The organism is Opitutus sp. GAS368 (assembly GCF_900104925.1).
In the GTDB taxonomy this organism is placed as follows: Bacteria; Verrucomicrobiota; Verrucomicrobiia; order Opitutales; family Opitutaceae; genus Lacunisphaera.
Genome location: NZ_LT629735.1, coordinates 1322828 through 1335600 on the forward strand (window position 1 = coordinate 1322828; position 12773 = coordinate 1335600).

Sequence of the window (12773 nt, forward strand, 5' to 3'; positions counted from 1 at the left end):
GGTTTTTCCGTGAAACCCGGTTAGATTGCCGGGGTCTACCCCTTCCATCATGAACCACCGCCTACTCTCCACCTTCATGCTCGCCGCCAGCCTCGGATTTCTGGCCGGTTGCCAGTCGGTCGATGATCGCATCAAGCAAAAGCCCGACGTCTTCGCCAAGCTCGATGCCGCCACGCAGGACAAGATCAAGCAAGGCATCGTCGACCTCGGCTACACCCAAGACATGGTCTATCTCGCCCTCGGCAAGCCGGACGAAAAGCGGCAGGCGGTCCGCACGGAAGGCACCTCGGTCGTGTGGATCTACAACACCTACTACGACCGCTACGATGGCACGAATATGGTCGGTTACTACCGGCGCATTTACTACGATCCCTATCTGCGCAGCTACCGCGTCTTCTACAACCCGGCCTACATCGAGACCTACCGGCCGGAAAAAGAGGAACGCATCCGCGTCACCTTCCGGGACGGCAAGGCCACGGTGATCGAGCAGTCGAAGGACTGAGGTCCATCGGTAGGGGCGCGGTCAAGCCACGCCCCTACAACAGCCGTTTGAGTTTCGGCCCGATCAACCGGGCCAAACTTGGGTTCGCGTAGCCGACCCAAGCCACGGGTGAGGTCGTGTCGAGCGGCACGCGCAGCGGCTTGCCGTCCGGCGCCGTGACCACGCAGCCCAGCTCTTGCGCGATCAGCGCCGTGCCAATGTCGTAGGGGTGGCACGTCAGCGCCGACGGCAGGCGCAGCCGGGCAAAGGCCAGCGGCCGCAGGTCGGCGATGAAGCGGTCGTGTCCCATCAGCAGCTCATAGAGCTGGCCGCCGGTGCTCAGGTATTGGTCGTCGAAAATGTGCGGGCTGTCACCGAGCGCCCGCCAGAGCTTCGCCTCGTGCTTGGCCAGCCACACCTTGCCCGGCGGGAAAAACTTCGCGAACGACGCGAACCCGTGCGCCAAGTCGCGCGCGCGAGAAGGCCGCGGCACAAATTTTCGCCGCCGGCCGGTGCGCAGATCGAGCCGGTCCGCCCGCACGCCTTGCCCGCGCACCGCGCTGAGCTGGTCCGCGAAGCCCGCCTTGCCCGTCGGCAGCTCCGTCATGGCCGCGACGATGATGTCGCTGAGATTGGTCTTCGCCCCGCGTTGCGGCGCGAGCGCGGCGAGGCTCCAGGCACTGCGCTTGTCATACATCAGCCCGCGGGTGCCGTCGATCGGATCGAGGATGCACTTGAAGAGGGTCTGCTTTATCGGGGTGCGGCGGGGAAAGGTGACCGCGGCTCCCTCGAGTCCCTCCATCACCAACTCGACCGGCCAGCGTTTTGGCCAGTTTTTCCCGAACCAGGCCAGCACGGCGTGCTCGCTAACCTTGTCGATGCCGTAAATCGTGTCTGCCGTGGTGACCGCCGCCACGCGCGTCAGCCGCCGGGCCCCGCGGCGTTGCGCCGTCCGCACGGAATCGCGGATGGCGTCCTGCAGCCGGCAGAGCAGCCGCCGGGCCTGGTCGAGATTGGGATGCATCATTAAATCCAAATGGGTGAATGAGCTGACCGCCACCAGCCGCTGCTTGCAACCGCGTTTATGACACAGCAACTTTACGCCATGCAAAAGACCCCGGCTTCCCCCAAGAAACCCCACAAGCCGGAGGCCCCGCCGGCGCGACTGCTTTCCCCGCGCCGCAAGACCACGCAGGCCACCACGCTCCACGAACTGGCGGTCGAACAACTCGAGCATTTCCACATCGACCCGCGGAGCGAGGCGGGCAAGCCGCTGCTCGCACTCGCCGAGAAACTCTATGCCGCGCACGGCGACGTGATGGATTTGTGGGAGGCGACCACGCGCGAACTCGGCCGCCTGCCGCGGCAGGACCGGCTGGCGCTGTTCAACGCCAAGAAGTTCCTCTCCTTCCAGCTGGCGAAGCTGCTCGACACGCTGCAGAACCCGTCGCGCAAAACGCACCAGTCGCTCCGCTACAGCAACACGACGATGCTGGCGAAGGGCCCCTACCCGATCTTCGACAACGTCACGGCCATCTTCTCGGCCACGCCGGTCATCACCCGCACCGCGACCTACCTCTACGCCTGCTCCGAGTGGATCGACGACGCCTTCCAGGGCCGCGAGTTCCTGCACGAGATCTATTCGCGCCTGATGAACCCGACGTCCATCTCGCTCGCCAACCACATCGTGGACATCGAAGCCGGCCCGATGGCGGGCGAATACATGGCCTGGAACTTCAACTCCGGCATGGGCGCGATCGACGCCGCGCTCTCGCACCTCATCGGCTACCGCGACGTCGTCCTCTCCTCGCGCAACATCTATGGCGGCGCCTACCAGCTCCTGCACGACTGGTTCGGCAAGCGCTCGAATCTCGACGTGGGCGTCGAGTTCTTCGACGGCTTCACCACCGCCGACTTCACCAAGGCGCTCGCCGCCGTGAAACGGAAATACTCCGAACAGCTCACCACCGGCCGCCGCATCTACATCTACCTCGAGAGCCCGTGCAACCCGCATGGCGTGTTCCTCGACGTGCCGGGCATCTGCGCCGCGGCGCACGCGGCCGGCCTCACCGTCATCTGCGACTCCACCGTCGGCACGCCCTTCCTCGTCCGCCCGCTGCAGCAGCCCAATCCCGCCGAGCGCCCGGACTACGTGATCCACAGCTACACCAAGGATCTTACCGGCCACGGCACCACGACCGCCGGCGTCGTCATCGGCCGCAACGAGGACATGTTCCTGCCGAAGGGCGACACTTCGCCGTCCGGCAAGAGCTGGCACGACACGCTTTTCTGGAACGTCTACTACATCAAGGGCGCGTTCCTCGACTCCGACAAGGCGTTCGAGGTGCTGACCGGCATGAAGACGCTCGAGCAGCGCATGCTCAAGAAATGCATCAACACGCTGGTCTTCGCGCGCTGGCTCGCCTCCAACCCGCTCGTCACCGTGAGCGGCCCGGCCAACCCGGAGGACCCGAACCACGCCACCGCCGCCCGGCTCTCCTATCTCGGACTGCCCGCGCCGCTGTTCACCATCAACTTCGAGGCGGCGAAAATCTCGCGCGTCACGCTCGAGCGCTTCTTCGATTCGCTGGCCCCGATGTTCGGCCACATGGTGTCGCTCGGCCAGAGCAACACGCTCGTGCTCTGCCCCGCACTCACGTCGCATTCCGAACTCGGCCCCGCGGCGCTCAAGGAGGCAGGCATCACACCGACCACCATCCGCATCTCGGTCGGCGACGAATCGCCCCGCGAGCTCATCGGCGATTTCCTCGCGGCCACCCGGGCCATCGATGACCAGATCTCCGGCTTCAGCAAGAAGTTCATGGCCGGGGCCGAGATCGACCGCACCGCGGACGAAATCTACACCGAAGTGCACCGGCGACACGCCGCCGCCCAGCCGCGTTTCGCGGATTGTGTGAAGTGAATCCGCCGCCCGTCCTGCGCCGCGCCACTCCCGCCGACGCCGCCGTGGCGTTGTCGTGGACCCCGGAGGACGACGCCCTGCGCCGCTGGGCCGGGCCCAGCACCCGCTGTCCGGCCACGCCGGAGTCCCTGTGGACGGATATCAATCACGCGGACACCACGGCCTTCGCCTTCGGATCCCCGGGGCACGGACTCGTTGGTTTCGGCCAGGTACGGTTCCGCGAGCAGACCTACGGCCATCTCGCCCGCATCATCGTATCGCCCCATCATCGCGGGCTGGGCCTGGGTCGCGCCCTGTGCACGGCGCTGATGCGCGAGGCGCTCAAGTTGCATCCGACCATCACCGGCTACTCGCTTTATGTTTTCCCGGACAACCTCAACGCGATCGCCCTTTACCGTTCACTCGGCTTTGCCGATCGCGGCATGCACCCCTCTTATCACTGCATGCTCATGGAGGCACCCCTGCCCGCCGCGCCGCGCATCGCGGATTGCGTGCCGTGAACCTCCCGCAAAGAATCGGGCCGTGAGATATTGCTTCCACCCGATCCTCGCTCTGCTGGGCCTGCTTGCCACCGGGCTTCCGGGCTGGGCGGCGGAACCAGCCGGCACGATTGAATCGCGCGCCTGCGCATCCGCCGTTCTCGGCCACGGCATCAGCTACCAACTCTACCTGCCCCCGGGCTATGTGGCGGATGGCTCCGTGCGTTATCCCGTCCTCTACCTCTTGCACGGGCGCGGCGACAAGATGGCCGCCTGGACCACCATCAAGCCGGACCTGGACCGTCTGATCGGCGAACATCGGATCCCGGCCGTGATCGCCGTCATGCCAGACGCGTCGTCGAGCCGCCGGGCCGGCTACTACATTGATTCGCAGTTTGCCGGAACCAAGGATCTGCCGGCGGGCGAAGCGGTGGAAAGCGCCTTCACGCGCGACCTGGTCGCCCACGTCGATGCCACCTACCCGACGCGCCCGGAGCGAAACAGCCGCATCGTCGGCGGTTACTCGATGGGCGGCTATGGCGCGCTGCGTTATTCGCTCGCCCATCCGGAATTGTTCGGCGCCGCCATTGTGCTCAGCCCGGCGGTCTACTTCCCGCTCCCGCCGCCGGATTCCAGCACGCGGGAATTCGGCGCGTTTGGCAAGGGGCCGGCGGTCTTCGATGCCGACACCTACACCGCGCTCAATTACCCGGCGACCATCCCGGCCTTCGTCGCGAAGGGGCTGCCGCTGGTGATGTTCATCGCCGTGGGCGACGACGAACATGCCCTGGCCGATCCGGCGCAGGCGGCGCACGACCTGGATTACGAGGCGCACACGCTCTACAACAAAATCCGGCGCGTGCCGAAGACCACCTCGCAGTTGCGCGTCGTGGCCGGCACCCACAATTGGGACACCTGGCGACCCACCTTTGTCGAGGGGATTGAATATGTGTTTACCCGGCTCAAACCGGCGCCCACCCCGGGACGTTGATCAGGCCGGGCCGGCAACCGGCTTGCGCTTCGGCGTGAGAATCGTGAGCCCGGCGATGGATTCCTCGGACGGCGCCGGGAAGAAGAGGCTCGCCAGGTAGCCGACCACAATGGAGATGAGAATCGAGCACCCGAGATAGAGGAACGGATGCACCAGGTGCAGCCACCAGACGGCGAACGTAACGACGAAGCTGACGATCATGCCGATCAACACGCCCTGCCAGTTGGCCCGCCGGGTGAACATGCCCAGCGTGTAGGCACCGCCGAAGGCACCGCCAAAGAGCCCGACCAGCTCGATCGAGGTGTCCAGGAATGAATTGATGCTGAAGCGCGAGAGCAGGATCGCCAGACCGATGCCGATGAGCCCGGCAATCACCGTGACCCACTCCGCCAGCCGGATGCTGAACGCCTGGCTCGGCTGCTTGGCGATTTTCTCGTAGAAATCCACGGACACCATCGTGGAGACGCTGTTCAGGATGCTGGAGCTCGTCGCCATGGCGGCGGAAAACAGCCCGGCAATCATCAGGCCGGTTACCCCCGTCGGCAGCTCCGCCGCGATGAACAGCGGAAACGTCGCGTCAATCGGCAGCAGCGGGTTCATCCTTTCCGGATGGCTGTGGTAAAACACATACAGGCCCGTGCCGATGAGATAGAACAGGGCGCTCGCCGGGATGACCATCACCGCAAACACCCAGACCGACCGGCTCGCCTCCTTCTCGGACTTGGTGGTGAACACCCGCTGCATGAGGATCTGGTCCTTGGGAAAAGTCAGGACCGTCTCGAGCAGGGTCAGGAAGATGAAACACCACACGGTCGCCTTGGTCAGGTCGAAGCTCCAGTCGAACATCTTCATCTTGTCGTCCGCCATCGCTGTCGCCACGAATTCGCCCGCCCCGCCGTGGAGCCGGGAGATGATGAAACCCACCGCGAAGATCAGGCCGCCGACCTTGACGATGACCTGCGCCAGATCCGTCCAGATCACCGCCCGCATGCCGCCCAACGCCGTATAGGCGATGGTGACCAGCCCCATGATCATGATGCTCCAGATCACGTTCAGTCCGGTGATGGTCGCAATGGCGAGCGACGGCAGGAACAGGATCACACTCAGCCGGCCGCTCATGTGCATCGTGATGCAGAACGCGCTGGCCGCGAGGCGCACCGACTTGTGGAACCGCTGGTCGAGGTAGGTGAAAACGGACATGAGCTCCAGTCGCCGCAGCAGGGGCACGATCCACACCGCCACGAACATCAGGCCGAGCGCCCCGAAGATGTTGCCCAGCAGATACTGCCAGTTCGTGGCGAAGGCCTTCGCGGTGGTCGCGATGTAGCCGATGGAACTTGAATTGGTGGCATAGAGGCTGATGCCCGCGGCCCAGAAGGGAATCGTCCGGCTGCCCACGAAAAAACTCGCGGTCGATTGCTTCTTTTCCCGGCGAAAACAGTAAACCCCGATGCCGGCGATGAGCGCCAGATAGAGGACGATCATGACCCAGTCGAGCGGCCGGAGCAGAAGCTTGGTCGGTACCAGTTCGACGAGACTCAGGGTGAGCTGCCGGTCGCCGGCCCGGGCGAGAAGAAAGCCGTTGCCCCACGCCGCGCCGGGCTGGATCCCGGCGAAGGCTACTTGGCCGAGTTCCGCCCAAACGCGGGTGACCGTGTAATAGGTCACGATCCGCCGCGCCGCGCCGTCGCCGACCATGCAAAGAATGTGGGCCTGTCCCACGGCCCGCGCCGCCCCGGCGGCGAGCGGCCCGGGCAAGGGCGAGGCCTCGATCCAGGTCCCTCCCGCCGACCACTGGTGCAGCCGTTGACCGGTGCCGTCTGTGGAAGTCACCACGGCAAAGAGCGAATCCTGCTGGGCCACAAGCGCCTCGACCCGGCCGGCGGCAATCCCGGCGTAGGCACTCCAGGCGGGAGCGCCGTCCTTGCGCGACCAGACGAAAAGGCGGCTGACACCGGACTGATCCGTGCCATGGACAAAAACCTTGGCGTCCTTGACCGCGCCGTGGACGGCCCGCAAGGGCATGGGCAACGCCGGCAACGGGCGGGACGAGAGCTGTCCATCCGTCAACAAAAGCTGGTGGACCTTTTGTGTCGCGTCGGTCGGGCCGTCCGCCAGCAGCGCAAAGGCCGTCTGGCCGTCCCCGAATACCGCGGTGAGCGTGCCTGCGGGCCGCCACGCCAGCTCCTGCCAGCTGTTTGCTCCCGTTTGCCTCCAGCCGCGGCCGCCTTCGAGCACGAGGGGAATTCCATCCACCACCGCCAATTGGCTGCCGGCGCCCGCGGTCACGCTGCCCTGGTCGGTCAGGCGCACCGGGAGCAGCGGGGCCGCCCCCACCAACGCGGCGCAGCCCAGCGCCAGCAGCAACGCGCCGGTGGTTCTCAGGAAACGGAGGGGCTCGGGGGGAATCTTCACACTATGGGCGTTTACCAACTGGCCGTCACGGGAAAGTTACAGCGGCGGCACCGGGCGACACCAACGGGCGGATAAAAAAACGCCCGATGCCCTCCGGGGCTGAAACACAGTCCGCGGAAAAGCATCGGGCGGGAGGAGGAAGCCGCCGGGTGTTCGCTTAGAACTTCACCACATGCGAGATCGAGATCACGCGGCCGCGGCCGGCGAAGTAGTTCTGGAACTGGTCGATCTGGGCCCAGGGCAGGATGTAGTAGTGGTTCAGCAGATTCTCGACGCCCAGCGAGAAGTCACCCCACTTCTTGGTGGAGTAGGTCGCCGTGAGGTGCGCGAGGGTGAGCCCGACGGTGTGTTCCTCGCCGGGCGCGCCGATGTTGATATCGCGGGAGAAGAGATGCTCCACATCGAGCGTCAGGCTGGCCCGGGGATAGAATTTCCACGTCGAGGACAGGTTGAGTTTGTCGGGGCTGACATTGCTCATGCCCTGCTGGCGGATGAGCGGGCCGGTATCGGAAGTCCGGGTGTAGCCCGTGGTATGCGAGAAGATCGCCGTGAACTTGAGCGCCGCGTTCATCTTGTATTCCCCGCTGAACTCGAGGCCGCGCAGCAGGACCGGCCGGCGTTGCAGGATGAAATCCTTGGTCACCGGATCCACCGACAGGCTCGAGCCGAGGTCGGAATAGGAGCGATAGTAGGAGCCGCTGAAGCTGAACTGTTTGCCGTGCCAGCTTACGCCACCTTCCTTGTTGTCAAAGATCACCGCCTGCAGGTCGACGATGCCGTTCACCGTCTGGCCGGGGGTATTCACGTTGCGCAGCGGGATGCCGACGTTCGGCAGCGAGAAGCCCTTGCTGTAGGAACCGAAGACCGACCAGTTCTGCGGCAGCCGCACGATGACACCCGCATTGGGCAGGGTGCTGCTGTATTCCAGGGTGCCGCCTTTGACAAACGTGTTGTGCGCAAAGTAGACCGTGGTGTAGTCGTCCACCTGGAGCGTGCCGCCTTCGTGACGCACCCCGCCACTGACGGTAACCGGGCCTTGGGTGTAAGAGGCCTGGGCGAAGGGGGCCTTGCTGGTGTAATTCATCGGGGGCACCCAGGTGCGCCCCGTGAGCGCGAGCAGTTGCTGGGCCGTTTCATCCATATAGTCGAACCCCGGGGTCAGCTCCAGGCCCGTGAGCCCAAAAACGTCCTTGCCTGACCAGGAACTCCGCACGCCCTTCTTCTGGGAGTTGATTTCGGACTGATCGATCCCCACGCCCAGCGGAGCCAGGACCGGATCAGCCTTGTCGGGGGCGACGACCTCGGGGTTGAACCGCATGGCCTGACTGGCCTTGTAGGCCTGGACATTCAGTGACCCGCCGAAAAGAGCGTCGTTTTTATACGCCAGTGCATACTGGCTGAAATCATTGAACGAGGCTCTCCCTCCGGGCGGCACGCCGCGGATGGCGGAGTCCGTGATGCCCTGCGTGCGGTCGCCAAGCAACTGAACATAATGTCCCATGCCCTCGATGCGGAACTGGCTGACCGTCAGCGTGAGGCGTTGGGCGTTGTTTTCGCCAAAACTGTGCCCGGCCTTGATGAACAGATTCTTGGACTGCGTATCGCTGTCGGAACCACTCGCGCCCAAGCCCTGCAGCCGGCCGTTGGCATCGTAAGGCGCGCCGCGTTTCTCAAAGGCCGCGCCAAAAATCAAATCATTGGCGCCTTCCTTGTGGGTGTAGTTCAGGCCGACCCGGTAGCCATAACTGTCGCTGTAACCCTGGCCGAAGAATTTGGTGCGCAGGGTGGCTTCGCTGCCATCCTTGGTCGGGCTCTTGGAAATGTAATTGATGATGCCGCCGGCCGCACCGATGCCTTCCGCAGCCGAGGGGCCGTTGATCACTTCGATCTGCGACACGATGTCCATGTCGGTGAAGGTCGCGTTGCGGCTGCCTTCGCGCAGCGGGGTGGTCTGGGAGATGCCGTCGAAGAGGCGGAGCGCGACGCGACCGCGCAGGGTCTCACCGGTGTTCTGCATCTGCTGGGTCGCGGGCGCATAGCCGGGCACGGTCCGGGCGAGCACGGCGGTCAGATCATCCGAGAGCAGCAGCGCATTGTTGATTTCATCCGGGGAGATCAGGGTGATGGCGCCGGGAATCTGGTCGATCGCCTTGGGCGACCGATAGCCGGTGGTGACGGTCAGCTTGTCCAGTTGGACCACATCGGTTTTCTTGTCGTCATCCTTGGCCGCGGCGGTGGTCTGGGCCAGGCCGCGGGTGACGCACGAGACAAGCAGCAGCGCAGCAAGCAGCGCGGCGGCGGAGTGGGAGCGGGCGGGGTGTTTATTCATTGGGGCAGGTGTTAAGCAAACGTTTGCGCTTACGGGGAGATTAACGGAGAGAAAAGTCAGGGAACAGCCGGGCACGGGTCACCGACGCCCGGAGGGGCGAGGGAGGAGCGGGAGGTGGTTCCGGCGGGACGGCAACAGGGGTAACGTGGTTGGCGGACGGGGGTCGGCGGGGTCGCCGGCAAAAAGGATGAGCAAACGTTTGCACGACGAACATTTTGTTTTTAACCCTCGTGTCAACTTTTTTGTCACCCTACCCTTTCGGCATCCCGCATGCGCCACCCCATGAATTTCCCCTCCCCTGCGCAGGTAAGGCTCAACGGCCTGCTCGGCCGGGCCCTGGCTGCCAGCCAGACCGCCCACCTTGCCCGCTTCATCCAGGACAAGGACAGTCCGCCGATCGCCCTCTTTTGCCCCCAGCACACGGCGCATAACCACGAGGGCGACTGGTATGGCGAACATGCCGGCAAGTGGCTCTGCGCCGCCGCGCAGGCCGTGGAACGCACCGGCGACCCCCGGTTGGAATCCAGCTTGCGCCGCGTCGCCGACTACCTGGTGAGCGTGCAGGACGCCGCAGGTTACCTGGGCACCTATGCCCCTGCCCGGCGTTTCATGTGCCGGCAGGTGGCGGGCCCGCGCACGTGGGACGGCGCTCCCGGCCAGCGCACCTGGGATATCTGGGTCCACAGCTATCTCATCCTCGGCTTGCTCGCGGCCGGGCGGGTCCTCGCCCAACCCGGTTACATCGCCGCGGCGCGAAAGATTGGCGATCTCTGCTGGCGGACGCTCAGCGAGGGCGGCATCGCCATCACTTCGCTCGGAAATCACCACGGCCTCTCGGCCACCGTGCTGCTGGATCCGGCGGTGGAACTTTACCTGGTGACCCGGGAGCCGAGATATCTCGAGCTCGCCAAACTCATCCTGCAGCAGGCGAACGAAGCCCCCGCCCTCGAGCTGTTGCCGCAGATCCTCGGCGGCGCCGACGCCGCTTTCATCGCCACGGGCAAGGCCTACCAACTGTCGTGGAATCTGGTCGGGCTGGCCAAGCTCTACCGGGCGACCGGCGAACCCGGTTACCTGCAGGCCGTGCAGCAGGTATGGGAGAGCATCCGGCAGCATCACCTGACCCTCGGGGGCGGTCCGTGGGGCGGCGTGGCCCACCGGTCCCGCGAAGTCTTCAATCCGCCGCACGTCTTCAGCCCCTACGGCTACGTCGAGACCTGTTCCACTTTTTCCTGGATCCAGCTCAACCGCGAGCTCCTCGCCCTGACCGGCGAGGCCCGGTATGCCGACGAGATTGAGAAATCCGCCTACAACGACCTGCTCGGCGCCCAGGCGCCGGACGGTGACAACTGGTGCTACTATTCATTCCCTAACGGCAAGCGGGTGTTCACCACCTACTGGCGCTGCTGCAAGTCGAGCGGCCCCTGGGCCCTCGAGGAACTGCCCCCGATCGCCTATGGTGTGACGGGTGAAGGTCATCTCACCGTCAACCTTTACGGCCCGGGCCAGGTCACCCTGACGTCGCCGTTCGCCGGTGCCGTCCGGCTCGAGCAAGTCACGCGCTATCCATTCGAGGGCGACATTCGGATCACGGTTGAACCGGAGCGGTCCGCGAAATTCGCGATCCTGCTGCGCGTTCCCGGCTGGGCGGAGCAGGCGGTCATTCAAGTCAACGGCGCGGTGGTTGCTGTCCCCGCCCGGCCCAATTCCTTCGCCGCGCTCGAACAAGTCTGGCAATCGGGCGATGTCATCACCCTGCAGCTGCCGATGCCGCCGCGGCTGCACCGGCAAGTGAATCGCAATCTCCAGGAATCGCGCACCCCGGACGGCTCGCCGGTCAGTCAGGAAGTGCTGCATTTCGATTACGCCGCGATCACGCGCGGCCCGCTGGTTTATGCCACCGGCCTGATCGATGGTTTCAAGAGCGAGGAGACCATCCGCCTGCCGTCCAAGCCCGAGGCGGCGCTCGAGCTGCTCGACCCACCCGCGGGCAGCGAGGCCCGGGCCGTGCGGCTCAACCTCGGCTATCGGCCCCCTCTGACCTTCAGTCCGTATTTCGAGGCGGGGGGGCGGGCCGATGGCGCCTGGCGCCTCACCTGGCTGCAAATCGCCCCCGGGTAAGCTGGCCGCGGGCGGTCTTCAGGCCGCCCCGGTCTTCCGTAGGAAACGCTGCAGCTCGGACCGGGTCGGCATCGCAAAAGCGGCACCGGGCTTGGTGATCGACAGCGCCGCCACCGCCGTGCCAAGGCGGGCCGCCGCGACGACCTCCCCCTTGTGGCGGACCAACCCCGCCGCGAAACCGCCGCAAAACGCGTCGCCCGCGCCGGTCGTGTCCACGACCCGCATGCCCCGGTGGGCCGGGATGAAATGATGGCCGCTCCGCTCCGAGATGAAGCAGCCCCGGCGGCCGAGGGTCACGATGAGCGTTGGCACGCCAAGCTGGCGGCACAATCCGTGCAGCGCTTCGCGGGGCATGGCCTGCAGCGCCCGTTCATCGAAGCCGCGCCGGCGGATGCCCGGCAAGGCCCGGACCAGCGCCACAAATTCGCTTTCATTCGGAATCAGGATGTCGACATGCCGCAGCAGCGCGGGGCCAAAATCAGTCCGCATCGGCGCCGGATTCAAAATGGTCGTCACCCCCGCCTGCCGCGCGACCCGGAGCACATGGGCCGTGGTCGCGAGGTTTGATTCCAGCTGGGTCACCACCACCCGGGCCTTGGCCAGCAGCGACCGCGGCACATCGGCCGGGGCCAGCGCGGCGTTGGCGCCCGGCTCGATCACAATCTGGTTCTGGCCCTCGCGGTTGAGCAGGATCACCGCGGTACCCGTGGATTGGCCGGCCTTGAGGACCAGGTGACAGCCGATTTTTTCCCGCCGGTAGAAGGCCGTCACCTGGCCGGCGAACCCATCCCGGCCCATGGCGCCGATGAAGACGGTTTTCATCCCCGTCCGGCCGCACGCGATGGCCTGGTTGGATCCCTTGCCGCCCTGCCCGCCGGCCAGCCGGGCCATGATCGTCTCCCCCGCCCGGGGAAATTCCGCGCAGGCAAAGGTCAGGTCCTGCATGATGCTGCCGACGACGACGACCTGGGGTGAAGGAGGCATGGAAAGCGGAAGAGGGGCTGCGCGGGGGCCGGGGGGCTTGCGCGATTCAG

General features: G+C 65.4%; 9 protein-coding genes. 5 read left to right on the forward strand and 4 right to left on the reverse strand.

Going from position 1 to position 12773, the window contains the following annotated elements; all coding sequences use genetic code 11:
* The first annotated feature begins 49 nt into the window (after positions 1-49).
* Positions 50-502, forward strand: coding sequence for a hypothetical protein (locus BLU29_RS05620; protein ID WP_091055808.1), 453 nt, complete (start codon positions 50-52; stop codon positions 500-502).
* A 34-nt stretch (positions 503-536) separates the two neighbouring features.
* Here BLU29_RS05620 and BLU29_RS05625 read toward each other — a convergent pair whose 3' ends face one another.
* Positions 537-1508: an inositol monophosphatase gene (locus tag BLU29_RS05625; RefSeq protein WP_091055809.1), complete on the reverse strand. Its 972-nt coding sequence runs from the start codon at positions 1506-1508 to the stop codon at positions 537-539.
* 78 nt (positions 1509-1586) lie between these two features.
* Here BLU29_RS05625 and BLU29_RS05630 point away from each other — a divergent pair, with 78 nt between their 5' ends.
* Genes BLU29_RS05630 through BLU29_RS05640 form a run of 3 tightly spaced genes read left to right on the forward strand, consistent with a single transcriptional unit; the run spans position 1587 to position 4874 of the window.
* Entirely contained in the window at positions 1587-3404 is a 1818-nt protein-coding gene (locus tag BLU29_RS05630) for a PLP-dependent transferase (protein WP_091060937.1), read from the forward strand.
* Positions 3401-3904, forward strand: a complete 504-nt coding sequence (locus BLU29_RS05635; protein ID WP_157693652.1) for an N-acetyltransferase — start codon at positions 3401-3403, stop codon at positions 3902-3904. The genes BLU29_RS05630 and BLU29_RS05635 overlap by 4 nt, the downstream gene beginning before the upstream one ends.
* A 22-nt stretch (positions 3905-3926) precedes the next feature.
* Entirely contained in the window at positions 3927-4874 is a 948-nt protein-coding gene (locus tag BLU29_RS05640; RefSeq protein ID WP_157693653.1) for an alpha/beta hydrolase-fold protein, read from the forward strand.
* Here BLU29_RS05640 and BLU29_RS05645 read toward each other — a convergent pair whose 3' ends face one another.
* Complete coding sequence (locus tag BLU29_RS05645; RefSeq protein ID WP_091055812.1) at positions 4875-7289, reverse strand: sodium:solute symporter; 2415 nt, start codon at positions 7287-7289, stop codon at positions 4875-4877.
* A gap of 157 nt (positions 7290-7446) precedes the next feature.
* The gene (locus tag BLU29_RS05650; RefSeq protein ID WP_091055814.1) at positions 7447-9618 is read right to left on the reverse strand and encodes a TonB-dependent receptor; all 2172 of its coding nucleotides are present in this window, start codon (positions 9616-9618) and stop codon (positions 7447-7449) included.
* Between the two features lie 282 nt (positions 9619-9900).
* On the opposite strand from BLU29_RS05650, the gene BLU29_RS05655 reads away from it, so the two are divergent.
* Entirely contained in the window at positions 9901-11739 is a 1839-nt protein-coding gene (locus BLU29_RS05655) for a beta-L-arabinofuranosidase domain-containing protein (protein WP_091055816.1), read from the forward strand.
* Positions 11740-11757: 18 nt separating this feature from the next.
* Here the strand turns inward: BLU29_RS05655 and BLU29_RS05660 are convergent, their stop codons facing one another.
* On the reverse strand, positions 11758-12723 hold the full coding sequence (locus tag BLU29_RS05660) for a ribokinase (protein WP_157693654.1): 966 nt from the start codon (positions 12721-12723) through the stop codon (positions 11758-11760).
* Positions 12724-12773: the final 50 nt, after the last annotated feature.